Genomic DNA, 22,383 nt, shown 5'->3' with positions numbered 1-22,383 from the left:
CTACCCCACAACAGAAGAAGCCCGGAGGGCATTCCCTCCGGACTTCCGCCTGACCCGCCCGCACAGCGGACACATCAGGGGCTCACAGTGCGGCGCCCCGAGCCTCCCACAGCTCCGGGAAGAACCGTTCGCCGGTACGCGCCCGCAGATACGCGGCCCCCGAACTGCCCGCCGTACCCCGACCCGCGCCGATCTGCCGCTCCACGACGCGGACGTGCCGGGTCCGCCACAGCGCCCACCCCTCGTCGTGGCCGAGCAGCCCGTCCACCAGCGCGCCGAGCGGTCCCTCCCCGCGCAGGGCCCCGGCCCGGCCCGCGCGCGGGAGGCCCGCCAGCACCGCGAGGAACCCGTCCCACAGCGTCGGCTCCAGCAGCCGCCGGTCCAGCCGGGCCCGCTCCGCGTCCGTCAGCCAGCGCATCGAGCGGGCGCGGTCCCGGCGGGCCGAGAGCGCCTCTATCTCGTGGAACTGCGCGGACTGCCCGCCGCTGGCCGTGCCGAGCGCGCCCCGGAACGCCTCGAAGTCGTGCGGCGCCATGGTGTCCAGCAGCTCCAGCGCGTCGAGCAGCGCCCGCTCGATCTCGCGGCAGCGGCGCAGCCGGCGCACCGCCACCGCGCTGTCGCCGGCCAGCATCCGGTCGCGGGCGTCCGTGAGTTCGACCAGCAGTTGCTTGAACCACAGCTCGTGCACCTGGTGCACGGTGATGAACAGATGCTCGTCGTGCGCCGCCTCGGCCCGCGGCAGCTGCTGGCCGAGCAGCTGCGGCAGCCGCAGGTAAGCGCCGTAGGTGAGGGGGGTCGTGGTGGTCGGGTTCACGGTGTCTCCTCGCGGCCGTCGCCCAGCCCGTGCGCGGTGAAGTGCTCGCGTGCGCCCGGGAGTTCGAAGACGCCCACGGCCGCGCAGAGCCGGAGCGTGGAGCGGGCGGTGTCGTTCAGGCGGCGGGTGTCCGGGCCCGCCGCGCAGCAGTCGTCGGCGACCCGGCGGGCGGTGGCCGGGTCGAGGCCGGCCAGCCGCAGGGAGGCGCGGACGGGGGCGAGGTCCCAGGTCAGGGCGGCCCGGATCAGTGCGGGCAGGGCGTGGGCGGACGCGATGCGGTCGGCGGTGGACAGGTGGGTCCACACCTCCTTGAAGAGGGCGGAGAAGAAACGGTGGTGGCGGCCCTCGTCGCGGGCGTGGTCGCGCAGCAGGTCGCGGACGACGCGGACCACGGTCGGGTCGCCGGGCACCTCGTTCAGTACGGCGGTGATCAGCGTCTCGAACACCACCGCCTGGAGGAGTCCGGCGAGGGCGGGCGCGCCGGGCAGTGCGCGGTGCGCGGACGCCCGTAACCGCGCGACGAAGCCGCCGTAGTCCTCGTCCGGTATCGCGATGCCGGTCACGGCGGCGATCTGGTCGGCCAGGTCGAGGCTGTAGAGGGCGTGGTAGCCCTCGTCGCAGTAGACCTTGAAGGCGTCCGGGCGCAGCGCGGCGGGCAGGTCGAGCCCGGTGCGGCCGTTGGCCACGGCCTCGGCGGCGGTGTTGACGACCCGGGTTTCGAGGTGGGTGGTCGACAGCAGGAACTGGTAGAGGTGCCGCACGGTCAGCTCGCGCACCCGCTCGGGCGGCAGTTCCCGTAGGGCCTCGTGGGCGGCGTACGGGACCAGGGCGGCCGGGAAGAAGACCCGGCCGCGCTCGGTCTCCTCGTGGAACATGCGGCGCACGCCGGTGCGGACGCCCGCCTGCTCATACCAGCGGTCGAGCGGGCCCGGTGGTGTGTCGTGGGTCGTCATGGGGTGCTCCCTTCTCGGCCTTCTGGGCCTTCTCGGCCTTCTCGGTGAGCAGGCGGCCGAGCCTGGTCAGGGCCTCCTCCACGAGGGCCGCGTCCAGCGAGTGGCAGACGCGGAACCAGCCGGGGCGGGGGGCGTGGAAGGCCTCGCCGGGCAGGATGCTGACGCGGGTGCGGTCGAGGATCTCCCGCCACAGCGCGCGTTCGCCGGCGAAGCCGGGGCGGGGCAGCCAGCCGCCGAGGTCGGCCCAGACCGAGCAGCCCGCCTGCGCGGGGGCGTACGGGATGCCGAAGGCGTCGAGCAGGGCGGCGGCGCGGGCGTACGAGGCGCCGAGGCGGCGGCGGTTCTCGGCGAGGAACGCGTGCACGCGGGCGGGGTCGGCGAGGAGGTCGGTGAGATGGGCCTGGGTGTGGGTGGAGACGGGTGCGAAGTAGGCGAGGGCGCGGGCGGCGGCACGGATCTCCGGGTCCGTGGTGTGCAGGACGCCCGCCTTGAAACCGGGCAGCCCGAAGTCCTTCGCGAACCCCCACACGGTGTGCACGCGCGCGTGCCCGGCAAGTGCCCGCATGCTCGTGAAGGGGCGCGGCCCGAACACCGAGCCCGCGTAGATCTCGTCCGCCACGACGTCCACGCCGTGGTGGGCCGCGACCTCCGCCAACTCCCGCAGCCGCGCGGGCGGATGGACCTCTCCGGTCGGGTTGGCCGGGGACGCCAGCGCCACGGCCCGTACGTCCACGCCGTCACGGCGGGCCTCGGCCAGCGTCCGGTCCACGGCGCGTACGGAGAGCCCGTGGCCGTCCTCCGCGTCCGGCGGGGCGGGCAGCAGCCGGGCGCCCGAGCGGCCCCCGAGGTCCGTGGCGAAGGCTCCGTAGCAGGGCGTGGGCACGACGATCGCCTCGCCCGGGTCGCACAGCGCGGTGGCGACGACGTCGAGGGCGGCGGTCGCCCCGGCCACGACGACCAGGTCCTCGGGGTCGACCGGCCGGTCACCGAGATCCGTGAGGTGCCGCGCGATGTGCGCACGCAGGTCGGGGGTGCCGTACAGGGGCGCGTATCGGGTGTCCCGCGCCGTCAGCGGACGGGGCGGCGGCCCGGTGTGCAGGTCCTGCACCAGCCGGTTCTCCGCGGTACCGAGATTGAGCCAGCCGTCGGGCCGCAGCCGGGGGTGGTACGGCGACGCCTCCGCCCGGAAATGCGCCTCCGCGATGGCGGGCGAACCGTCGACCAGCCGGGCGGCCTGCCGGGAGACCGGGGTCATGGGCCGACTCCGGTGCTGGGGCGGGCGGCGCGGGAGAGGACCGGGTCATCACTCCCCGAGGACCGGGTCATCGCTCCGCCCCGGCACCCTCCGGCACTCCCCCCAGCAACCCCGGCCGTACCCCCAGCCCCATCGACGCGTCGATCACCGCGCCGTGCAGGAGGCCGGCGTCGGGGCCGGTCAGGCGCCAGACCAGGTCGGCGATCTCGTCGGGGTGGATCAGGCGGCCCCGGGGGAGCGTGGCTCGCAGGGCCGCGCGTTCCGGTGGGGTGAGGCCGGCCAGGGTGCTGGCCTCGAACATGGGGGTCTCCACCGCGCCGGGGCAGACGGCGACGACGTCGACGGGGTCGTGGACCAGCTCGGCGGCCAGGTGCCGGGTGAGATAGGCGAGCGCGGCCTTGCTCATGCCGTCCGCGATCCGGAAGCCGGGGAACTGGGCGACGCCCCCGCCGACACTGGCGATGTTGACGATCGTGCCGCGCCCGCGCGCCCGCATGCCCGGCAGCAGCTGTTCACTGAGCCAGAGCGGTCCTACGGCGTTGATCTGCAGGAACGCCGCGTCCTGCGCGTGGCCGGGCCCGGGGACGTAGCGCTCGACGGTCTTCGAGCCGACCGCCGCGTTGTTGACGAGTACGTCGACCGGTCCGGGCAGTTCCGCGACCAGCCGCTCGTGGTCGGCCCACTCGCCCTGGCGGAACTCGAAGGCCCGCGCCGGGTGCCGGCAGCTGTCGGCCAGCTCGGCGACCAGCCGGGCCGCGCGCTCCCGCCCCGAGTGATACGTGAACCAGACGTGGTCGCCACCGCGCGCGAACCGCCGCACGCAGGCCCGCCCGATCCCCGCCGAACCACCCGTGATCAGTACGTTCCGTATGTTCTGTGCGTTCCGTGTCGCCGCCATGCGGGCCCCCGTCGGTGTGCCGCGTCCGCTGTCGTCCGGACCCGCACACTTCCAGCCATCCGGGGCACGCCCCGCGCAACACCGGGAACTCCGCCGACTTCTCGTCGGATCGGGCCCCGGACTTCAGCAACTAGGCCGGCCGCTCAGCCGTACATCCTGCGCATCGCGAACTCCACCATCTGCTCGACCGCCTTCGCGTCGAACACCATCCGGTGCTCGCCCTCCATGTCGACGACGAAGCCGTAGCCCGTCGGCAGCAGGTCGATGACCTCGGCGCCGGTGATGACGAAGTACTTGGACTCCTTGCCGGCGTAGCGGCGCAGTTCCTTCAGCGAGGTGAACATGGGGATCACCGGCTGCTGGGTGTTGTGGAGGGCGAGGAAGCCGGGGTTGTCGCCGCGCGGGCAGTACACCTTGGACGTCGCGAAGACCTGCTGGAAGTCCTCCGCGGCCATCTGCCCGGTGGTGAAGGCGCGCACCGCGTCCGCGAGCGAGGGCGGGGACGGCTCGGGGTAGAGCGGTGGCTGCTGGCCGTAGCCGCCCACGCCACCGGCCATCTGCTGCTGGGGCGGGACGTACCCCTGCTGAGCGCCCACGTTCTGGTCGTAGCCGTACATGCGAGCAAGAGTACTGAGTCACAGATGGAGGGCTTGGGGTTGCTTCTTATTACCGACGGGTAGCATCATCGTAGCTACTGCTTAGTACGAGTGAGTACGAGTCTCGTTCTCCATATCTTTCTACGGAGTCGTCGCCATGGGGCACTACAAGTCGAATCTCCGCGACATCGAGTTCAACCTCTTCGAGGTCCTCGGGCGCGACAAGCTGTACGGGACCGGTCCGTTCGCGGAGATGGACACGGACACCGCGAAGAGCGTCCTGGAGGAGCTGACCCGGCTCGCGGAGAACGAGCTGGCGGAGTCCTTCGCCGACGCCGACCGCAACCCGCCGGTCTTCGACCCGGAGACGAACACCGCGCCGGTACCCGCCTCCTTCAAGAAGAGCTACAAGGCCTTCATGGAGTCGGAGTACTGGCGGCTGGGGCTCCCCGAGGCCATCGGCGGTACGACGGCTCCGCCCTCCCTCATCTGGTCGTACGCGGAGCTGATCCTCGGCGCCAACCCGGCCGTGTGGATGTACTCCTCCGGGCCGGCCTTCGCCGGGATCCTCTACGACGAGGGCAACGACGTACAGAAGAAGATCGCGCGGCTCGCGGTGGAGCGGACCTGGGGTTCGACCATGGTGCTGACCGAGCCCGACGCGGGTTCCGATGTCGGCGCGGGCCGGACGAAGGCGGTCCAGCAGGAGGACGGCTCCTGGCACATCGAGGGCGTCAAGCGCTTCATCACGTCCGGTGAGCACGACATGGAGGAGAACATCCTCCACTACGTGCTCGCGCGGCCGGAGGGCCACGGGCCGGGCACCAAGGGGCTGTCCCTCTTCCTCGTGCCGAAGTTCCTCTTCGACGTCGAGACCGGCGAGCTGGGCGAGCGCAACGGCGTCTACGCCACGAACGTCGAGCACAAGATGGGCCTCAAGGCCTCCAACACCTGCGAGATGACCTTCGGCGACCGCCACCCCGCCAAGGGCTGGCTGATCGGCGACAAGCACGACGGCATCCGCCAGATGTTCCGGATCATCGAGTTCGCCCGCATGATGGTCGGCACGAAGGCCATCTCGACGCTGTCGACCGGCTACCTCAACGCCCTCGAGTACGCCAAGGAGCGCGTCCAGGGTCCCGACCTCGCGCAGTTCATGGACAAGAGCGCGCCGAAGGTCACCATCACGCACCACCCGGACGTGCGCCGCTCGCTGATCACGCAGAAGGCGTACGCCGAGGGCATGCGCGCCCTCGTGCTGTACACCGCGTCGGTCCAGGACGCGATCGCCGTCAAGGAGGCCGAGGGCGAGGACGCGTCCACCGAGCACGCGCTCAACGACCTGCTCCTGCCGATCGTGAAGGGCTACGGCTCCGAGAAGGGCTACGAGCAGCTCGCCCAGTCGCTGCAGACCTTCGGCGGCTCCGGGTTCCTCCAGGAGTACCCGATCGAGCAGTACATCCGCGACGCCAAGATCGACACCCTGTACGAGGGCACCACCGCGATCCAGGGCCAGGACTTCTTCTTCCGGAAGATCGTCCGCAACCAGGGCGCCGCCCTCAACTCCCTCGCCGAGGACATCAAGAAGTTCCTGGCGCTGGGCACCGGCGGCGAGGACCTCGGGGGCGCCCGTGAGCACCTCGCCAAGGCGGCCGTGGAGCTGGAGGCGATCGTCGGCCTGATGCTGACCGACCTCGCGGCGACCGAAGAGGACGTCAAGAACATCTACAAGGTGGGCCTCAACACCACCCGGCTGCTGCTCGCCTCCGGTGACGTCGTCGTCGGCTACCTGCTCCTCAAGGGCGCCGCGATCGCCACCGAGAAACTGGAGACCGCCTCCGCCAAGGACCGCGCGTTCTACACCGGCAAGATCGCGGCTGCGAAGTTCTTCGCGGCCAACGTTCTGCCGGGCGTGACCCTGGCCCGCAAGGTGGCCGAGGGCGTAGAACTGGACCTGATGGAGCTGGACGAGGCAGCCTTCTAGGCGACCGCGAACACGTTCCAGGACAACACAGGTACAGCTTCGCGAATCCCCACATCGCCCTTGTGAGGGCCCGCTCCCACCCCCGGGAGCGGGCCCTCGTACGTCGTTAAGGTGAACCCCATGAGCGCACCCTCCCGCTTCGACCGCGGCCACACCGACGATCTGATGTCCTTCCTGGCAGCGAGTCCCACGCCGTACCACGCCGTGGCGAACAGCGCCGAGCGGCTGGAGAAGGCCGGATTCAGGCAGGTCGCCGAGACGGACGCCTGGGAGGGGACGACCGGCGGCAAGTACGTGCTGCGCGGTGGCGCGATCGTGGCCTGGTTCGTCCCCGAAGGTGCGGCCCCCCACACCCCCTTCCGTATCGTCGGCGCGCACACCGACTCCCCGAACCTGCGGGTCAAGCCGCGCCCCGACACCGGCGCGCACGGCTGGCGCCAGGTCGCCGTCGAGATCTACGGCGGGCCGCTGCTCAACTCCTGGCTCGACCGGGACCTCGGCCTCGCCGGCCGGCTGACCCTGCGGGACGGCTCGACCCGCCTGGTGAACGTGGACCGGCCGCTGCTCAGAGTGCCCCAACTCGCCATCCACCTGGACCGTTCCGTGTCGACGGAGGGGCTCAAGCTGGACAAGCAGCGCCATCTCCAGCCGATCTGGGGCCTGGGCGACGACGTCCGCGACGGCGACCTGATCGCCTTCCTGGAGGAGGAGTCGGGGCTCGCGCCGGGCGAGGTCACCGGCTGGGACCTGATGACGCACTCCGTGGAGGCGCCCGCCTACCTGGGCCGCGACCAGGAGCTGGCCGCCGGTCCGCGCATGGACAACCTGCTGTCCCTGCACGCCGGCGTCGCCGCGCTCGCCGCCGTCGCCGCCCGCGAGAACGTGCCGTACATCCCCGTACTGGCCGGCTTCGACCACGAGGAGAACGGCTCGCAGTCCGACACCGGCGCGGACGGGCCGCTGCTCGGCGGGATCCTGGAGCGGTCGGTGTTCGCGCGCGGCGGGTCGTACGAGGACCGGGCGCGGGCCTTCGCCGGGACCGTCTGTCTGTCCTCCGACACAGGTCACGCGGTGCACCCCAACTACGCGGAGCGGCACGATCCGACGCACCACCCGCGGGTCAACGGCGGGCCGATCCTCAAGGTCAACGTCAACAACCGCTACGCCACGGACGGTTCGGGCCGCTCGGTGTTCGCCGCGGCCTGCGAGAAGGCCGGCGTGCCCTTCCAGTCCTTCGTGTCCAACAACGCCATGCCGTGCGGCACGACGATCGGCCCGATCACCGCGGCCCGGCACGGCATCAAGACCGTCGACATCGGTGTGGCGATCCTCTCCATGCACAGCGCCCGCGAACTCTGCGGCGACCGCGACCCGTTCCTGCTGGCCAACGCGCTGGTGGCGTTTCTGGAGGGCTGACAACTCCCTTGTGACGCACGGGAGTTGTCGGGACACGGCACCCGATCACCCCCTTCGGCGGTGGATTGGGGGGCGTAAAACGCACACGTACCGAATCACCCGCACAGGACATCCACAGACAACCGTGAGCAATCCGTGACGCCAGTCGCATTGTGCGGTTGTGTGAACCTCGTGAAGACTCTGTGCTGTTGAGGGTCCGGGGAGAGGCAGCCCCGGGCCCGTCTCACGATCTTCACAGGGGGGCCGCTGCCGTGCTCGAACCACGGCTGGTGGTACTGATCCCGGCCCACAACGAAGCGGACCGCATCGGTGCCGCCATCGAGGGCCTGTGGCGGCAGACCCGCAAGCCCGACCTGATCGTCGTCGTCACCGACAACTGCACCGACGACACCGCCGCCGTAGCCGCCTCGCACGGCGCCGAGGTCTTCGCCACCCGCGGCAACACCCACAAGAAGGCCGGCGCCCTCAACCAGGCCATCGACTGGGTCCTGCCCCACCTCGACGAACGCGACCTCCTCCTCGTCCAGGACGCGGACACCGTCCTCAACCCCTGGTTCAGCGAGACCGCCGTGGCCACCTTCAACCGCAAGGTCGGCGCCGTAGGAGGAGTCTTCTACGGCGAACCGGGCGGCGGACTCCTCGGCCTGCTCCAGCGCATGGAGTTCCAGCGCTACGCCTGGGAGCTGAACCGCACCGGCGGCAAGGCCCAGGTCCTCACCGGCACCGGCACCATGTTCCGCGCCCGCGTCCTGCGCGAGGTCCGTGACGCCCGGCACTCGGGACTGATCGGCGGCGGCACCGGCTACTACAGCCTCGCCTCCCTCACCGAGGACGACGAGATGACCAAGGCGGTCAAGACCCTCGGCTACCGCGCCATGTCCCCGGCGGGCTGCGCGGTCACCACCGAGGTCATGACCAGCCTCCCCAAACTCTGGCACCAACGCCTCCGCTGGCAGCGCGGCGCCCTGGAGAACCTCCGCGACTACGGCTGGACCAGGGTCACCGCCCGCTACTTCCTCCAGCAGTTCCTGATGGGCTTCGGCGCCCTGTCCTTCCTCGTCTACCTGACCTTCATGGCCACGTACACGACGGTCTACGGCTTCCCCGGCCTCTCCCCGTTCTGGACCGCCATCGGCCTGATCTTCGTGGTCGAGAAGACCGTCTCCGTCCGCCGCGCGGGCCCCCTCGCGGTCCTGGTCGCCGCGCTGATGATCCCCGAGATGCTCTACGACCTCTTCCAGCACGCCGTCTACTTCACCTCGCTGTGGGGGCTGGCCCGCCGCAGCGAGGAGAAGTGGGTGGCCACCTAGCCCACCCCTCACATCACCTCTCACATCACCTCTCACATCACTTCACGTCCGCAAGGAGAAACGTTTATGTACGGAAGAGTTGTCGGCGCCGGAACGACCGGCGCCGGGGGCGCCACGCTGGCCGCGACGGGGCTGTGGCTGAACAGCATGGCGATGATGGTGGCGGCGACGACGCTGGTGGCGGCGGGGATGGCGCTGTACAAGCTGGCGCCGCGGGCGCGTCGCCGATAGGGCGTTGCCGGTGGTCCCCCGTTTCAGGCGTTCTGGCTGTGCTGTTCGTTCAGGTCGTCCATGCCGGCCAGCACGAGGGGGAGACGGTCCGCCGCGCCCTCGGTGAGGCGGACCGGGACACCCCAGTCCTGCTGGTGGACATGGCAGGCGGGGTATGCGTTGGCCGGGTCGTCGAGGACCGGGTGCTCCACGCCGTACCGCTCGACCGCGTCGACGACCGCCTGATGCTCCGCCTCGTGCACGAACTTCGGGGAGTGCACCCCGATGATCACCACCGTGTCCCGGTGCTTCTCCTCCAACTCCCGCGGCTCGTCCAGAACATGCAGGCAGTTGATGCAGCAGAAAGTCCAGAAGTCTACGACGACGCACTTACCCTCGTAGGTCCGCAAAGGAGAGATTTTCGCCGCCCGTGTTCAGCCAGCCGCTCTTGCCGGTGAGCTGGGGGGGCGTGGACGCGGGCGCGTCGGAGAGTCGGGGACGGGAATGCGTCGGTCATGGATCAGAGAGTGCCACCCGCGACTGACAGTCACCCCAGGGGACCTTCACGTCGCGAGATGCCCCACGAAGATCCCGACGAGGATCCGGTCGTCCTGCTCGGGGATCGGCAGGGAGAAGTGCACTCGGTCGCGGTCCCAGAGGCGTTTGCCGTGCCAGTCGCAGCGGTAGGTGCCGCCGCCGTGGTCGACGTTCCGTTGCTCCCATGCCTTGGCGTTCTTCTTCGTGTTGGCGCTCTCGGGAGAGATGTCCAGACCCAGCGCGTCAAACCTGCGCATGACCTGGCTCAGATCGCCGCCGCAGTCGGTCAGTGTCCGGGTGAAGTGATCGTTGAGTGCACCGAGGAGCTTGACCAGCCAGGGCAGGACCTCCGCGTACGAGCCCTTGAAGTGGTGCAGGTTCAGGGAGTCGGCGAAGAGCAGCCGAGGGAAGGCGCCCTCGGTGAAGTCGAGGAAGTGGTCGGCCGGGACGGGTTCGTGGGTGAGTACGCCTCGCCAGAAGCCCGGGGCGTCCTGCGGTTTCCGCAGGACGTGCGTCCTCACCTCGTCGTGGCCCGCCTCCGTCGTCCGTGTGACGGTGAGCCATCCGGACGGCCAGTCCGGTTCATTGGCGTACGGCGCGAGGAGACAGGACATGGCCCGGCCGCCCGCCGCCCTGGCCAGAGCGTGTGCCGTGCCCCAGGACGGCTCGCGCCAGGGGCCGTCGGCCACGCGGACCGGCTGGGGCAGATCCGCCTCGCCGGGTTCCACTCGCCTGCACTTGCCCAGCAGCTTCTGCAGACGGACCCGCTTGTCGCGGGGCAGTCCGCCGTCCGGTGAGTACAGGACGTCGAACAGTGCGACGGACGGGCGGCATTCGGTTTCGTACGCGGGTTCCATGAGAGCTGCCGTGCGGCCATCCGCCAACGGCTCCAATAACTCCGCGAGCAGGTCGAGGGCGTCCGCAAGATCCGAGTCCGTCAACTCCCGCCAGTCGAAGCATTCCTCACCGACGACGACGCGGTAGTCATCGTCGGCCGTGGCATCACCTGTCACGCCGAGCACGAGCGAGCCTCCCCAGGTCGGTCTCGATCTGGTCGAAGAAACCACTCGGCCAGTGGCTGAGCTCGCCCTTGTCGTTGATGGCGATGGGCAGAGTGCGGTCGTGGTCGAAGTAGTGCGTGACCATGTCCTTCGCGGGGATCGAGCCGTCCTGCGCGACTGCGAGGCGAGCGCCATTGAGGACGTGGTCGCTGTGCGTCTCCACGAGCACCTGTACCCCGCTGCCCGCCACGCGCGCGAGGAAGCGGCCCAGCCGGGACTGTCCCGCCGGGTGCAGATGGGCCTCGGGATTCTCCACGATCAGCAGGTCGCCCGGCTCGGTAAGCAGACCGCCGACGATGACAGGAAGCGCGTAAGAGACGCCGAAGCCGGTGTTGGCGGGACGGATCTCCTCCCCGATGAGGCCCGTCTCGCCGAAGCGGATCGTCCCGGCCATGATGCCCGCGGCCAAGCGGGCGGTGATGCGCAGCGGCCGGATGATCTCCGATGCCCATGCCTCGGCCTGGGACCTCAGCTGCGGACCGGCGCCCTCCGGGTGATGCAGCGAGCCCCGCACCTCCCCGCGAGGGCTGCGGGGGCTGATCGCACGGGTCTCGCGCAGCGCAAGCACCTGTGCCGTGAACTCACCGCGCACGCCGACACCGATCCGGTCGGGTTCGTCGGCGGACAGGGCCAGGGTGTCGCGCGGGCCGAGGCGTTCCGCGCACAGATAGGTGAAGGCGGGGTCGGCGACGCCCGGTCCGATACCGGGTACGACCGCCACCGGGAGTCGCCGTACGTCCAGGTGCAGGGCTTGGTCGGCATCGGGCAGGCCGAAGCCGAACACCCAGGACTCACCGCCCGGTCCGCCGAGCCGTACCGTGATCTCAGTCGCGCCGGACGTCCAGTTGAGTACGTCGCGAGCCTCTCCGAGGGCCAGACCGAGCGGCCCGTTCAGGCGGACCGTGCCACCCGCCGTACCGCCGCCCGACATGGCCGCCAGCCGTGCCAGCAGCAGGGACTGGATCACGGTGCTCTTGCCGCCGCCGTTCACTCCGGTGAGGACGGTCAGCGGGCGCAGTTCGAACGACTCCGACTCGAAGCGTTTGAAACCCCGGATGTCCAGGGAGGTGATCACCGGCCGACTCCCGCGTCCGCGACGGCGGCCTTGAAGCGGTAGTCGACGCGGTACCGGTCGGCGGTGGAGGAGGTGATGGCGTTGAGGTAGGTGACATCGACGGTCATCCGCTCGCGCGCGGCCTGCACGATCGCCTTGCGGCGCGCACGCAGATCGTCGGTGGTGAGGGCGGGATCGGCCAGGGCCAGCGACCAGCTCTCGAACATGGCACGGTTGATCGGACGGCGGTAGTCCTCGCCCTGTGGCCACTTGCGGAAGGCGTGTTCTCCGAACACGAGGTAGGCATGGGTCATCGCACGGTCGAAGGCGGCCTCCAGCGCCGCCATCCGCTCGTTCCCGACCTGCTTCGGGTCGTCGAGCAGTTCGGTGGCGTCCATGAGGAACAGTTCCATCATGGGCCGCTCCAGATAGGCCTCGATGCCCTTCAGCCAGAACGCGGCGAAGCGCAGCGCCATCTCCCGGTCGTTCATCCGGATGTGGTTGGTCAGGCGGCCCCCGGTGGCCTTGGCGAAGGCGTCCGTGTGGGTCATCCGGTGCAGGACGTCCCTGCTGCGCGGGCTGCTCATGCAGTGCCGGATCTCCTGCGCGTTCAACGGGGTCCCGCCGGTGTTGATCCGTTTGAAGATCTCGTACGTCACTCCGCGCGGGGTCGTCGGGTCGATCACGTTGACGATCAGCTGGGTGTTGTTGATCCGCCTCTGGAAGGGCACGGGGAGATCGGTGAAACGCAGGTCCTTCAGGTCGTTCAGATGCTCCAGCTTCCCGAGCGCGAAGCCGTTCTCACCGCCCCGGACGAACGCGTGCAGCGTGGAGAGCCGTTGCAGGCCGTCGACGACCCGGAACGACCCGTCCGCGTCCTCCGCGAAGTAGAAGGCCGGCAGCGGGATCTGAAGCAGCAGCGACTCGACGAGCAGGGACTTCTGGTCGGCGCGCCAGACCTGTAGCCGTTGGAAGTCCGGAGCGAGTTCGATGGAGCCCTCGTCGATCTGGTCGAGGATGTTGCGCAGCGAGAACTGGCTGGTGTTCACCCGGATCTGATCGGGGTTCCACGGCCGTTGGATCTGCTCGCTGTCCTCACCCGGGTCCTCGACCTCGATGCCCGTGGCATGTCCGTCGAACACGTCCTCCACCACGTCCGGAGTCGTCTGCGCGCCATCGATTGCCATGCGGTTCATCCTAGGGGCGGCCGATCGAGGGGGTGGGAGCGTTACCCCGATCTCCCCCGCCGTGCTTCGGCGGTACGTGGCGCCGGCCGGCGGCGATGCCGAGGACCTCCGTCAGGGACTCGACCAGGCGGCGGGCGATCCAGCGAAGTTCGTCGGCCGTCAGAGGTGCGTCGTCGTCCACCATCGGCCGGGCGAGGCCCAGGATGACGGCTGCTGTTTCGAGTTGCCGGCGTCGCTGGTCGGAAGGCTGCGGCTGGTCGGTCATGGTGATGCCGGGCGTCGTACGGGCAGGTCTGCGACCGGCTCTGCGGGCAGGTCGAACCACACCGCCTTGCCCTCCGGGTGCGGTTGCCCGCCGTACGGGATGTCCGGGCCGTGCCCCCAGCGGCCTGCGGTGAGGGCGTCCACCAGGTAAAGACCCCGGCCGCCGCCTCGCTCATCCGGTTCAGGCGTCGTCAACTCCCTTATCACCGGTGGGTTCTCGTCCCCGTCGTACACCACGACCCGCAGCCGCCCCTCTTCCACGGCCAGCCACAGCACCGTGCCGTCACCGCCCTTCGCGTGGACGCAGGCGTTGGTGACGAGTTCCGAGGTGCAGAGGATCGCGTCGTCGACCAGGGTGCGGTCCAGCTCCAGCGTGCGCAGGACGGTGGCGACGAAGTCGCGGGCGATGTGGGGGGAGGTTTCGAGGGGTGGACAGATGAGGGTGTACGAGGGCATGGGGTATCAACTCCGGTGGGGCGAGGGTGGTTTGAGCGAGCCCGGCTCGTTCGGGCGGTGGGCGTGCGGGAGTTGCGGATGGGTGACCGTTTGGGCACCCTCCGTGAGTACAGTGACGACAGTAGCCTGAAACGTTGAGTCGTCTCAACGTTTCAGGCAAACTCGGCGTCGACTCACTAGGAGGACAGATGTCCGCACGGCCCGTCCCAACTGCCCGCCAGGCCCGGCTGGGGGCAGAACTGCGCAAGCTGCGCGAGGCGGCGGGCGTCCCGAACCGGCAGGCTGCCGCGCAACTCGACACCAGCCCAACCCAGATCAGCCACATCGAGTCCGGTCGGTTCGGTCTCAGCGAGGAACGACTGCGCAGAATGGCCGAGTTCTACGACTGTGACGATCCCGCACTCGTGGACGCCCTTGTCAAGATGGCGGAGTACCGAACCGGCAACTGGTGGGACGAGTACCGAGGTGTGATGCCCCGCCAGGCTCTTGATCTGGCCGAGCTGGAACACGATGCCACGTACGTCCACGCGTTCGAAATGGTCCACATCCCCGGAGTCCTCCAGACCGAGGACCACGTACGCGCTGCCTCACTGTTCGTGGACCCGGGTCTTCCCAAGGAGGAGCTGGAGACCCGCGTCTCTTTCCGCATGCGCCGACAGCAGGTGCTGGAGTCGGGCACGCCCTACGACATCGTCGTCCACGAAGCAGCACTGCGGATGTGTGTCGGGGGATCCAAGGTTGCCCGCACCCAGCTCGGACACCTCCTCCACGCAGCCGACAGAGAGACAGTCATCCTTCGCGTCATCCCGTTCAGCCCCGAAGGCTTCGCCGGGGCGGGTCTTCCCATGCAGTACTTTGGCGGGGTCGTCCCCCAACTCGACACCGTGCAGATCGACACGTCGCATGGCGCCGAGTTCATCGACGCAACGGCTCGGCTGAATCGCTGCCGAACCCGCTTCGAGAGCATCGACAGCGCAGCACTACCGCACGATGCTTCTCTTGACCTCGTCCAGCGCATCGCCCAGGAACTCTGAAGGAACACCCGTGCCCGAACCCCTCCACTGGCAGAAGTCGTCGTTCTCCACAGGCGACGCCGATAACAACTGCCTGGAGATAGCCGCCGCCCTCACCACCCTCCACCTCCGCGAGAGCGACGACCCCGCCACGCTCCTCGTACCCACCCCCACCGCCCTGAACGCCATGCTCACCGCGCTGAAGGATCAGTTCAAGGTGTGACCCGTCGTCGCGTCCACGTGCGCCGGGATCTCCTCATGCTGGTCGCCCACCGTGAGCGTGCCGGTGGGTTCGAGGAGGAGGATCTCGGTGGGGACCGGGGCATACGGCTTGTGTTCCGTGCCGCGGGGGACCGTGAAGACGGAGCCCTTGGGGAGGACGACCGTGCGCTCCCCCGCCAACCCGCGGAGCGCGATGTGCAGTTCGCCGTCCAGGACCAGGAAGAACTCGTCGGTGTGGTCGTGGGTGTGCCAGAGGTGTTCGCCCTCGACCTTGGCGACGCGGACGTCGTAGTCGTTGACCGTGGTGACGATGCGAGGGCTCCACTGGTCGGTGAAGGAGGCGAGGGCGGCAGAGAGCGCGATGGGTTCCATGAGGTCAGCGTGCGGGGTGTCGTACCCGGCATGCGAGTGCTAGGAATCGCACATGCCGCAAGGATCCTCTCAGCGCCCGCCCACCCGTCCGCACCGGGTCGCCGTGATCGTCGACGAGGGCACCAACCCCTTCGAGGTCGGTGTCGCCACCGAGCTGTTCGGACTGCCCCGGCCCGAACTCGGGCTGTCCGGGCCGCTGTACGAGGTGCTGGTGTGCACGCCCGCGCGTGAGGTGCGGATGAACCACGGGTTCTTCGCCCTCACCGGTGCACACGGTCTCGACGCGGTGGACTCGGCGGACACCCTCGTCGTACCGGGGCGGCCCGACAACGTCGTACCGCGCGGTGGTGACGTCCTCGACGCCATCCGGCGTGCCCACGCGCGCGGGGCCCGTGTCATGAGCCTGTGCACCGGGAGCTTCGCCCTCGCGGAGGCCGGGCTGCTGGACGGGCGCCGGGCCACCACCCATTGGATGTGGGCCGACACCTTCCGCACCCTGCACCCGCGCGTGCGGCTCGAACCGCACGTTCTCTTCGTGGACGACGGCGACATCCTCACCGCCGCCGGCAGCGCCGCCGCGCTCGACCTCGGGCTGCATGTCATACGGCGGGACCACGGCGCCGAGATCGCCAACGCGGTGTCCAGGAGGCTGGTCTTCGCGGCTCATCGGGACGGCGGGCAAAGGCAGTTCGTGGAGCGGCCGTTGCCCGATGTGCCCGACGAGTCGCTCGCGCCGTTGCTCGCGTGGGCGCAGGAGCGGCTGGGCGAGCCCTTGGCAGTGGCCGAGCTGGCCGCCCGCGCGGCCGTCTCCCCCGCGACCCTGCACCGGCGCTTCCGGGCGCAGCTCGGGACGACGCCGTTGGCCTGGCTGACCGGGGAGCGGGTGGCGCTGGCGTGCCGGCTCATCGAGCGCGGGGAGGAACGGCTCGACGTGGTCGCCGCGCGGTGCGGTCTCGGCACCGGGGCGAACCTGCGGGCGCGGCTCCGGCGGGAGACCGGATTGAGCCCGTCGGCCTATCGGCGGCGTTTCGGACCGGCTGCCGGGGAAGCCGTAATGTCATGAGATTCCTCGTACGCGATCGGATCCTCGGCTTCGGTGAGGATTACTGGATCGAGGACCAGAACGGCAACAAGGTGTTCCTGGTCGACGGCAAGGCCATGCGCATCAGGGACACGTTCGAGCTGAAGGACACGCACGGGCGCGTGCTCATCGACATCCACAAGAAGATGCTCGCCCTGCGCGACACGATGGTCATCGAACGGGACGGTGAGCCCCTGGCGACCATCAGACGCAAGCGCTTCTCCCTGCTGCGCAACCACTATCGGGTGTCCCTGGTGGACGGCACCGAACTCGACGTCAGCGGCAAGATCCTCGACCGCGAGTTCGGCGTCGACTACGACGGTGAGCTGCTCGCGCAGATCTCCCGACGCTGGCTGCACATCCGGGAGACGTACGGCGTCGACATCGTCCGGGAGGACGCGGACGCGGCACTGCTGATCGCGGTGGCGGTGTGCGTGATCCACCTGGCGGAGAAGGAGCGGGAGGACTAGCCCACGTCCTGGTCGGCGGCTGCGCGGGCTCGGGTCCGGCGGCGTTCTTTAACGCGGTCCCCGAAGTGGCCGCCCACGACGAACAGCGCGCCGAAAACCGCGCTCGCCGTCCAGCCGGGAGGGGCGTCCTGCATCCTGCCCACGAGCCAGACGAGCACCGTCGCACGGCCCCACGCGATGAGCAGGTCGGTGAGCACGGCCCGGGGGCCGGCGGCCGCCCCGGAGCCGCACTTCGGTGCGGCCGGTGTCCGCCCGGTTCTGCCGCTCAGCTCGCCCGCCCCGGCCGCTCCAGCCCCAGCACCCGGTCCTTCAGCGCCGGGAACTGTTCCCGTGTCGCGGACACCTTCGCCGGGTCGAAGTCCACCGTGAGGATCTCCTCGCCCGCGCCCGCCTCCGCGAGGACCTCGCCCCAGGGATCGACCACGATCGAGTGACCGGCCTGGGGAACTCCGGCGTGTGTACCGGCCGTTCCGCATGCGAGGACGAACGACTGGTTCTCCACGGCGCGGGCCTGGGCGAGGAGGGTCCAGTGGGAGCGGCGGCGTTCGGGCCAGCCGGCGGAGAGGACGAGGGTCTCGGCGCCGGCGTCGACGAGGCCGCGGAAGAGTTCGGGGAAACGGAGGTCGTAGCAGGTGGCAAGACCGAGGGTCGTCGCGGGCAGGGCGACCGTCACCAGTTCGGCGCCCGCGCCCATCAGTACGGCCTCGCCCTTGTCGAAGCCGAAGCGGTGGATCTTGCGGTAGGCGGCGGCCAGTTCACCGGAGGGGGAGAAGACGAGGGACGTGTTGTAGAGGGTGCCTTCAGGGGACCGTTCCGGGATCGAGCCCGCGTGCAGCCAGACGCCCGCGTCGCTCGCCGCCTTGGCCATCGCCTCGTAGGTCGGCCCCTCCAGCGGCTCGGCCTCGCTGTCGAACAGCTCGTAGGCGAACGCGCCCGTGGTCCACAGTTCCGGCAGGACGACGAGGTCGGCGCCGGTCTGCTCGCGGACGAGGGACGCCATCCGGACCCGGCGGGAATCAACCGATTCGCCCTCTTCTACGGCGATCTGGATGAGAGAGGCGCGCACACTACCACCGTCCTGGCATTCGAGCCGTTCACACGGGCCTACGATCGTCACACGAAAGCACTGCCGGGGTGCCTCACAGCAGCGTAACTTAGCGTTTCAAGACACCCGCCGACAGCCACCTCCCGCTGGCAACGCCGCCCGCCACCCGACCTGTACCGACCGCCGAGGGGTCCCGTTCCGTGAGTCTGCATCCCACTCTCCAGCCCTACGCCGACGCCTGGACCCACTCCATCGAAGCGATATCCGAGCTGGTGACCCCGCTCGTGGAGGGAGAGTGGAACCGGCGAACGCCGTGCCCCGGCTGGTCGGTGCGTGACGTGGTCTCCCATGTCATCGGGCTGGACAACGAGATGCTCGGCGACCCGCGCCCCATCCACACCCTCCCGCGCGACCTCTACCACGTCACCAACGAGCACCAGCGGTACATGGAGATGCAGGTCGACGTGCGCCGCCACCACACGGCGCCGGAGATGACGTCGGAGCTGGAGTACACGATCATCCGCCGCAACCGGCAGCTGCGGAACGAGTCGCGGGACCCCGGCAGGATGGTGCGCGGCCATGTCAGCACCGAGATCACGCTTGAGGAGTCCATGCGCACCCACGCGTTCAACGTGTGGGTGCACGAGCAGGACCTCCGCGCCGCCCTCGGCCGCCCCGGAAACCTCGACTCGCCCGGCGCGCACGTCGCCCGTGACGTGCTGCTCGCCGCGCTCCCGAAGGTGGTCGCCGACGACGCGGGCGCACCGCGCAGTTCGGCGGTCGTCTTCGACGTGCACGGTCCGATCGAGTTCCTCCGTACGATCCGCGTCGACATCCAGGGCCGCGGCACCCTCGAAACGGCCCCGGCGCTCGGCCCCGCCGCCACCCTGATCCTCGACTGGGAGACGTACGTCCGGCTGGCCTGCGGACGCGTCCCCCTCGACTCGGTGACGGACCGCGTGAAGGCGGACGGCGATCCGGAGCTGGCGGCGTCGATACTGCGGAACTTCACGGTCACGAAGTGACACGCCCCAGCCCAAGTCGGTCACCGGGGGCGCAAATTCGTTGTCGGTGGTCGGCCGTCCGCGGCTAGCCTCCGCCGCATGTCTGATGTGACGTCCACCAAAACCGAGAACGCCGAGAACGCCGAGCCCGACGACGGTCCGCCCCGCCTCACCCGGCTCACCTTCCACGGTCCCCTCTCCGAGGAGCGCGCGACCCGGATCGTACGGCGGCTGGCCGGTGCGGCGCCCCGGACGGTGCTCGATCTGGGCTGCGGCTGGGGCGAGTTGATGCTCCGGGTGCTGACCGCCGTACCGGAAGCGCGGGGTGTCGGTGTCGATGTGAACGCGCGGGATCTGGACCGCGGGCGGCGCGACGCCGAGGCCCGGGGGCTCGCGGAACGGGTCGCGTTCGTCGAGGAGTCGGCCGTGGGGACGGCGCGCGGGCCTGCCGATGTGGTGCTGTGTCTGAGCGCGAGCCATGCCCTCAGCGCCGAGGAGCCTCCCCGGCACATCGCCGGAGCCCTGCGGGAACTGCGGCGGCTCGTCGCCGACGGGGGACGGGTGCTGCTCGGTGAGGGGTTCTGGCAACGCCCGCCGACTCCGGCCGAGCTGTCCGGCATGTGGCCCGAGGCGCGTGCCGACGAGTACTACGACCTGGCGACGCTCGTCGATCTCGCGGTGGCGGCCGGGTTCCGTCCCGAGTGGGTCGAGACGGCGAACGCGGACGAGTGGGAGGAGTTCGAGGCGGGGTACCAGGCGGACACGGAGGTGTGGCTCGCCGCGCACGGCGACCATCCGCTGGCCGAGGCGACCCGCGAGCGCCTCGACCGGCACCGGGCCCAGTGGATGAGCTACCGGGGCGTGTTGGGGATCGCCTACCTCACCCTCGTACCGGCGTGAGAAGTCGGTGAGAAGGGGCGGGTGGGCAGCACCGGCACGAACCACCCGTCACCCGCTCCACCCCGGCAGGGCTACGCCGGCACGTGCACCGTCTCCACCCGGCTCGCCACCAGCCGTTCGCGCTCGCGGCGGGCCGCGCGGCTGCGGAGCCGGAGGATCTGGCTGACGCCGATCGCCTGGAGGACGAAGACCACCGAGAAGGCGATCGAGTAGTTGTCGTCGGTCGCGTCAAGGAGGACGCCGACCGCGAACAGGGTCGTCATCGAGGCAGTGAAACCGCCCATGTTGGTGATTCCGGAGGCGGTGCCCTGACGCTCCGGCGGGTTGGCCGGGCGGGCGAAGTCGAAGCCGAGCATCGAGGCGGGACCGCAGGAACCGAGCACGGTGCACAGGACGATCAGCAGCCACATCGGCGCGTGCTCGCCGGGGTAGACGAGGACGACCGCCCAGACGAACGCCGTCACGCCGACCGTGCCCAGCGCGAGCGGGAGCCGCGCCGCGTGGTGCCGGGCGACGATCTGGCCGTAGACCAGGCCGACCAGCATGTTGGACAGGACGACGAGGGTGAGGAGTTCGCCGGCGGTGGCGCGGGACAGGCCCTGGGCCTGGACCAGGAAGGGCAGGCCCCACAGGAGCAGGAACACCATCGCGGGGAACTGGGTGGTGAAGTGCACCCAGAGGCCGAGGCGGGTGCCCGGTTCGCGCCAGGAGGCGGCGATCTGGCGGCGGACGTAGGCCGCGCCCCGGTGCGGGAAGGGTTCCGGTTCGTGGCCGTCCGGGTGGTCCTTCAGGAAGAGCAGCAGCAGAACGAGGACGACGACCCCGGCGAGCGCGCTGCCCGCGAAGGCGGCCGTCCAGCCGATGCCGTGCAGCAGGCGGGCGATCACCAGCGTGGAGACGAGATTTCCGGCCATTCCCGCGAGGCCGGCGAGCTGCGCGACCATCGGCCCGCGCCGCGCCGGGAACCAGCGGGTGCCGAGCCGCAGCACGCTGATGAACGTCATCGCGTCGCCGCAGCCGAGCAGCGCGCGGGAGGCGAGGGCGGTGCCGTAGGAGGGGGAGAAGGCGAAGCCGAGCTGGCCGGCGGTGAAGAGCACCACCCCGATGGTCAGCACCTTCTTGGTGCCGAGGCTGTCGACGAGCAGGCCGACGGGTATCTGCATGCCCGCGTAGACCAGCAGTTGGAGGATCGAGAACGTCGACAGCGCCGAGGCGTTGACGTGGAACCGCTCGGCCGCGTCGAGGCCGGCGACCCCGAGGGACGTACGGAAGATGACCGCGACGAAGTAGACCGAGACGCCGATGCCCCACACGGCGACGGCACGGCGGCCACCGGGCGGATCACCGGGCAGGGACAGCGCGGAAGCGGAACTCGAACTGCTACTGCTACTGCTACTGCTACTGCTCATCGGACCTCGCCCCGGGCCAAGTGGGAGAACCAGTCGACGTGCTGGTGCACGATCCCGGCGGCGGCGTCGGCGTCGCCGGTGCGCAGCGCGTCGAGGATCGCCTCGTGCTCGGTGAGCGTCTTGGCGATGCGGTCGGGGTGCGCGTGCATGATGGCGACGCCCATCCGCAGCTGCCGGTCGCGGAGTTGGTCGTAGAGCCGGGAGAGGATCTCGTTGCCGCCGCTGCGGACGATCTCGGCGTGGAAGCAGCGGTCGGTGACGGCGGCGCCGGCCAGGTCCCCGGCGGCGGCCTGCTCCTTCTGTCGCGCGAGGAGTTCTTCGAGGCGGGCGATCAGCGTCGGTGACGCCGGTACGACCTTGCGGACCGCGTGCTGCTCGACCAGCATCCGGGTCTCCACCACGTCCGCGATCTCCTGCGAGGAGACGGGCAGGACGAGGGCGCCCTTCTTCGGGTAGAGCCTGATCAGCCCCTCGACCTGGAGCCGCAGCAGCGCCTCGCGCACGGGTGTCCGTGACACCCCGACCGCCTCGGCCAACTCGCCCTCGGTGAGCAGGGTTCCGCCTTCGTAACGCCGGTCCAGGACCCCCTGTTTCACGTGGGCGTAGACCCGGTCGGCGGCGGGTGGCTGCTTGACGGTGAGGGGGGAGGAGTCGGGACCGACAGCAGACGGAGACAGGGAAGCGGAAGGGGACGGGGACGGCATGAGGACATGATAGATACAACACGTACGCATGAGGGCGGCCGTCCAGGATGCGGACGCCGCACCCGAGGCATATGCGCGGCGCGTTTCACACATTCGGGGAACCCGGCCCAGCAACCGCACAACCTTCTGTGCTACTTACGTGTCACACACGTGCGGCCCTTTCTTTCC

General features: G+C 70.0%; 25 protein-coding genes and 1 pseudogene. 10 read left to right on the top strand and 16 right to left on the bottom strand.

What is annotated here, in order from left to right; translation table 11 throughout:
• Window positions 1-82 precede the first annotated feature (82 nt).
• From ACIQBL_RS22095 to ACIQBL_RS22075, 5 genes are all read right to left on the bottom strand, one after another.
• Window positions 83-814 (bottom strand): tryptophan 2,3-dioxygenase family protein, encoded by a 732-nt coding sequence (locus ACIQBL_RS22095; protein ID WP_401944280.1) that lies wholly within the window; start codon window positions 812-814, stop codon window positions 83-85.
• A complete protein-coding gene (locus ACIQBL_RS22090) occupies window positions 811-1,767 on the bottom strand; it encodes a diiron oxygenase (protein WP_401944279.1) in 957 nt (318 codons plus the stop codon). Before ACIQBL_RS22090 ends, ACIQBL_RS22095 begins: the two co-directional genes overlap by 4 nt.
• Window positions 1,721-3,022: an aminotransferase class I/II-fold pyridoxal phosphate-dependent enzyme gene (locus tag ACIQBL_RS22085; RefSeq protein ID WP_401944277.1), complete on the bottom strand. Its 1,302-nt coding sequence runs from the start codon at window positions 3,020-3,022 to the stop codon at window positions 1,721-1,723. Before ACIQBL_RS22085 ends, ACIQBL_RS22090 begins: the two co-directional genes overlap by 47 nt.
• 67 nt (window positions 3,023-3,089) lie before the next feature.
• Complete coding sequence (locus tag ACIQBL_RS22080; protein ID WP_401944275.1) at window positions 3,090-3,920, bottom strand: SDR family NAD(P)-dependent oxidoreductase; 831 nt, start codon at window positions 3,918-3,920, stop codon at window positions 3,090-3,092.
• A gap of 143 nt (window positions 3,921-4,063) precedes the next feature.
• Window positions 4,064-4,537 carry an SseB family protein gene (locus ACIQBL_RS22075; protein ID WP_019073480.1) on the bottom strand — a complete coding sequence of 158 codons (474 nt, stop codon included), beginning with the start codon at window positions 4,535-4,537 and terminating at the stop codon, window positions 4,064-4,066.
• A gap of 136 nt (window positions 4,538-4,673) precedes the next feature.
• On the opposite strand from ACIQBL_RS22075, the gene ACIQBL_RS22070 reads away from it, so the two are divergent.
• The 4 genes from ACIQBL_RS22070 to ACIQBL_RS22055 all read left to right on the top strand — a co-directional run bounded on the left by ACIQBL_RS22070 (window position 4,674) and on the right by ACIQBL_RS22055 (window position 9,457).
• Window positions 4,674-6,500 (top strand): acyl-CoA dehydrogenase, encoded by a 1,827-nt coding sequence (locus ACIQBL_RS22070; RefSeq protein WP_401944273.1) that lies wholly within the window; start codon window positions 4,674-4,676, stop codon window positions 6,498-6,500.
• 120 nt (window positions 6,501-6,620) lie between these two features.
• Window positions 6,621-7,916 (top strand): M18 family aminopeptidase, encoded by a 1,296-nt coding sequence (locus ACIQBL_RS22065; protein WP_401944271.1) that lies wholly within the window; start codon window positions 6,621-6,623, stop codon window positions 7,914-7,916.
• A gap of 251 nt (window positions 7,917-8,167) precedes the next feature.
• Window positions 8,168-9,226, top strand: a complete 1,059-nt coding sequence (locus ACIQBL_RS22060; RefSeq protein ID WP_401944269.1) for a glycosyltransferase family 2 protein — start codon at window positions 8,168-8,170, stop codon at window positions 9,224-9,226.
• Window positions 9,227-9,292: 66 nt separating this feature from the next.
• Window positions 9,293-9,457: a hypothetical protein gene (locus ACIQBL_RS22055; RefSeq protein ID WP_019055237.1), complete on the top strand. Its 165-nt coding sequence runs from the start codon at window positions 9,293-9,295 to the stop codon at window positions 9,455-9,457.
• 164 nt (window positions 9,458-9,621) lie between these two features.
• On the opposite strand, the pseudogene ACIQBL_RS22050 reads toward ACIQBL_RS22055, so the two are convergent.
• The 6 genes and pseudogenes from ACIQBL_RS22050 to ACIQBL_RS22025 form a co-directional block, all read right to left on the bottom strand.
• Window positions 9,622-9,953: pseudogene (locus ACIQBL_RS22050) on the bottom strand (alkyl hydroperoxide reductase); the annotation flags it as partial.
• Window positions 9,954-9,999: 46 nt separating this feature from the next.
• Window positions 10,000-10,995, bottom strand: coding sequence for a hypothetical protein (locus ACIQBL_RS22045; protein WP_401944267.1), 996 nt, complete (start codon window positions 10,993-10,995; stop codon window positions 10,000-10,002).
• Window positions 10,976-12,109, bottom strand: a complete 1,134-nt coding sequence (locus tag ACIQBL_RS22040) for a DUF3696 domain-containing protein (protein WP_401944265.1) — start codon at window positions 12,107-12,109, stop codon at window positions 10,976-10,978. The genes ACIQBL_RS22045 and ACIQBL_RS22040 overlap by 20 nt, the downstream gene beginning before the upstream one ends.
• A complete protein-coding gene (locus ACIQBL_RS22035; RefSeq protein ID WP_401944263.1) occupies window positions 12,106-13,275 on the bottom strand; it encodes a DUF262 domain-containing protein in 1,170 nt (389 codons plus the stop codon). The genes ACIQBL_RS22040 and ACIQBL_RS22035 overlap by 4 nt, the downstream gene beginning before the upstream one ends.
• Window positions 13,276-13,285: 10 nt before the next feature.
• On the bottom strand, window positions 13,286-13,540 hold the full coding sequence (locus ACIQBL_RS22030) for a hypothetical protein (RefSeq protein ID WP_401944261.1): 255 nt from the start codon (window positions 13,538-13,540) through the stop codon (window positions 13,286-13,288).
• On the bottom strand, window positions 13,537-13,995 hold the full coding sequence (locus tag ACIQBL_RS22025) for an ATP-binding protein (protein ID WP_401944259.1): 459 nt from the start codon (window positions 13,993-13,995) through the stop codon (window positions 13,537-13,539). The genes ACIQBL_RS22030 and ACIQBL_RS22025 overlap by 4 nt, the downstream gene beginning before the upstream one ends.
• 188 nt (window positions 13,996-14,183) lie before the next feature.
• On the opposite strand from ACIQBL_RS22025, the gene ACIQBL_RS22020 reads away from it, so the two are divergent.
• Both ACIQBL_RS22020 and ACIQBL_RS22015 read left to right on the top strand, forming a co-directional pair.
• The gene (locus ACIQBL_RS22020) at window positions 14,184-15,029 is read left to right on the top strand and encodes a helix-turn-helix domain-containing protein (protein ID WP_401944257.1); all 846 of its coding nucleotides are present in this window, start codon (window positions 14,184-14,186) and stop codon (window positions 15,027-15,029) included.
• Between the two features lie 10 nt (window positions 15,030-15,039).
• Window positions 15,040-15,231 (top strand): DUF397 domain-containing protein, encoded by a 192-nt coding sequence (locus ACIQBL_RS22015; RefSeq protein WP_401944255.1) that lies wholly within the window; start codon window positions 15,040-15,042, stop codon window positions 15,229-15,231.
• Here the strand turns inward: ACIQBL_RS22015 and ACIQBL_RS22010 are convergent.
• Window positions 15,216-15,602: a cupin domain-containing protein gene (locus ACIQBL_RS22010; protein ID WP_401944253.1), complete on the bottom strand. Its 387-nt coding sequence runs from the start codon at window positions 15,600-15,602 to the stop codon at window positions 15,216-15,218. The two genes, ACIQBL_RS22015 and ACIQBL_RS22010, sit on opposite strands and share 16 nt — an antisense overlap.
• A 52-nt stretch (window positions 15,603-15,654) precedes the next feature.
• On the opposite strand from ACIQBL_RS22010, the gene ACIQBL_RS22005 reads away from it, so the two are divergent.
• Both ACIQBL_RS22005 and ACIQBL_RS22000 read left to right on the top strand, forming a co-directional pair.
• Window positions 15,655-16,665, top strand: coding sequence for a GlxA family transcriptional regulator (locus ACIQBL_RS22005; RefSeq protein WP_401944251.1), 1,011 nt, complete (start codon window positions 15,655-15,657; stop codon window positions 16,663-16,665).
• The gene (locus ACIQBL_RS22000) at window positions 16,662-17,153 is read left to right on the top strand and encodes an LURP-one-related/scramblase family protein (RefSeq protein ID WP_043675817.1); all 492 of its coding nucleotides are present in this window, start codon (window positions 16,662-16,664) and stop codon (window positions 17,151-17,153) included. Before ACIQBL_RS22005 ends, ACIQBL_RS22000 begins: the two co-directional genes overlap by 4 nt.
• Here the strand turns inward: ACIQBL_RS22000 and ACIQBL_RS21995 are convergent.
• Window positions 17,150-17,350 carry a hypothetical protein gene (locus ACIQBL_RS21995; RefSeq protein WP_401944249.1) on the bottom strand — a complete coding sequence of 67 codons (201 nt, stop codon included), beginning with the start codon at window positions 17,348-17,350 and terminating at the stop codon, window positions 17,150-17,152. The two genes, ACIQBL_RS22000 and ACIQBL_RS21995, sit on opposite strands and share 4 nt — an antisense overlap.
• 68 nt (window positions 17,351-17,418) lie before the next feature.
• A complete protein-coding gene (locus ACIQBL_RS21990; protein WP_401944247.1) occupies window positions 17,419-18,219 on the bottom strand; it encodes a carbon-nitrogen family hydrolase in 801 nt (266 codons plus the stop codon).
• A gap of 179 nt (window positions 18,220-18,398) precedes the next feature.
• Between ACIQBL_RS21990 and ACIQBL_RS21985 the strand changes: the two genes are divergently transcribed.
• Both ACIQBL_RS21985 and ACIQBL_RS21980 read left to right on the top strand, forming a co-directional pair.
• Window positions 18,399-19,223 (top strand): maleylpyruvate isomerase family mycothiol-dependent enzyme, encoded by an 825-nt coding sequence (locus tag ACIQBL_RS21985; protein WP_401944245.1) that lies wholly within the window; start codon window positions 18,399-18,401, stop codon window positions 19,221-19,223.
• A gap of 78 nt (window positions 19,224-19,301) precedes the next feature.
• On the top strand, window positions 19,302-20,102 hold the full coding sequence (locus ACIQBL_RS21980; RefSeq protein ID WP_401944243.1) for an SAM-dependent methyltransferase: 801 nt from the start codon (window positions 19,302-19,304) through the stop codon (window positions 20,100-20,102).
• 71 nt (window positions 20,103-20,173) lie between these two features.
• Here the strand turns inward: ACIQBL_RS21980 and ACIQBL_RS21975 are convergent, their stop codons facing one another.
• Together ACIQBL_RS21975 and ACIQBL_RS21970 are read right to left on the bottom strand one after the other, a co-directional pair.
• Window positions 20,174-21,511: a nitrate/nitrite transporter gene (locus ACIQBL_RS21975; RefSeq protein ID WP_401944241.1), complete on the bottom strand. Its 1,338-nt coding sequence runs from the start codon at window positions 21,509-21,511 to the stop codon at window positions 20,174-20,176.
• Complete coding sequence (locus ACIQBL_RS21970) at window positions 21,508-22,215, bottom strand: GntR family transcriptional regulator (RefSeq protein ID WP_401944239.1); 708 nt, start codon at window positions 22,213-22,215, stop codon at window positions 21,508-21,510. The genes ACIQBL_RS21975 and ACIQBL_RS21970 overlap by 4 nt, the downstream gene beginning before the upstream one ends.
• Window positions 22,216-22,383 lie beyond the last annotated feature (168 nt).

It is taken from the genome of Streptomyces sp. NPDC088350 (assembly GCF_044753545.1).
GTDB lineage: Bacteria > Actinomycetota > Actinomycetes > Streptomycetales > Streptomycetaceae > Streptomyces.
Note: the sequence above shows the minus strand (reverse complement) of the source record. Positions and strands in the feature narration are given on the sequence as shown.

Bases quoted from the DNA above. Each gene is read 5' to 3' on its own strand.
- ACIQBL_RS22090 (WP_401944279.1), bottom strand. From the start codon at position 1,767: ATGACGACCCACGACACACCACCGGGCCCGCTCGACCGCTGGTATGAG.
- ACIQBL_RS22085 (WP_401944277.1), bottom strand. From the start codon at position 3,022: ATGACCCCGGTCTCCCGGCAGGCCGCCCGGCTGGTCGACGGTTCGCCC.
- ACIQBL_RS22080 (WP_401944275.1), bottom strand. From the start codon at position 3,920: ATGGCGGCGACACGGAACGCACAGAACATACGGAACGTACTGATCACG.
- ACIQBL_RS22075 (WP_019073480.1), bottom strand. From the start codon at position 4,537: ATGTACGGCTACGACCAGAACGTGGGCGCTCAGCAGGGGTACGTCCCG.
- ACIQBL_RS22070 (WP_401944273.1), top strand. From the start codon at position 4,674: ATGGGGCACTACAAGTCGAATCTCCGCGACATCGAGTTCAACCTCTTC.
- ACIQBL_RS22065 (WP_401944271.1), top strand. From the start codon at position 6,621: ATGAGCGCACCCTCCCGCTTCGACCGCGGCCACACCGACGATCTGATG.
- ACIQBL_RS22055 (WP_019055237.1), top strand. From the start codon at position 9,293: ATGTACGGAAGAGTTGTCGGCGCCGGAACGACCGGCGCCGGGGGCGCC.
- ACIQBL_RS22035 (WP_401944263.1), bottom strand. From the start codon at position 13,275: ATGGCAATCGATGGCGCGCAGACGACTCCGGACGTGGTGGAGGACGTG.
- ACIQBL_RS22030 (WP_401944261.1), bottom strand. From the start codon at position 13,540: ATGACCGACCAGCCGCAGCCTTCCGACCAGCGACGCCGGCAACTCGAA.
- ACIQBL_RS22025 (WP_401944259.1), bottom strand. From the start codon at position 13,995: ATGCCCTCGTACACCCTCATCTGTCCACCCCTCGAAACCTCCCCCCAC.
- ACIQBL_RS22020 (WP_401944257.1), top strand. From the start codon at position 14,184: ATGTCCGCACGGCCCGTCCCAACTGCCCGCCAGGCCCGGCTGGGGGCA.
- ACIQBL_RS22010 (WP_401944253.1), bottom strand. From the start codon at position 15,602: ATGGAACCCATCGCGCTCTCTGCCGCCCTCGCCTCCTTCACCGACCAG.
- ACIQBL_RS22005 (WP_401944251.1), top strand. From the start codon at position 15,655: ATGCCGCAAGGATCCTCTCAGCGCCCGCCCACCCGTCCGCACCGGGTC.
- ACIQBL_RS22000 (WP_043675817.1), top strand. From the start codon at position 16,662: ATGAGATTCCTCGTACGCGATCGGATCCTCGGCTTCGGTGAGGATTAC.
- ACIQBL_RS21980 (WP_401944243.1), top strand. From the start codon at position 19,302: ATGTCTGATGTGACGTCCACCAAAACCGAGAACGCCGAGAACGCCGAG.
- ACIQBL_RS21975 (WP_401944241.1), bottom strand. From the start codon at position 21,511: ATGAGCAGTAGCAGTAGCAGTAGCAGTAGCAGTTCGAGTTCCGCTTCC.
- ACIQBL_RS21970 (WP_401944239.1), bottom strand. From the start codon at position 22,215: ATGCCGTCCCCGTCCCCTTCCGCTTCCCTGTCTCCGTCTGCTGTCGGT.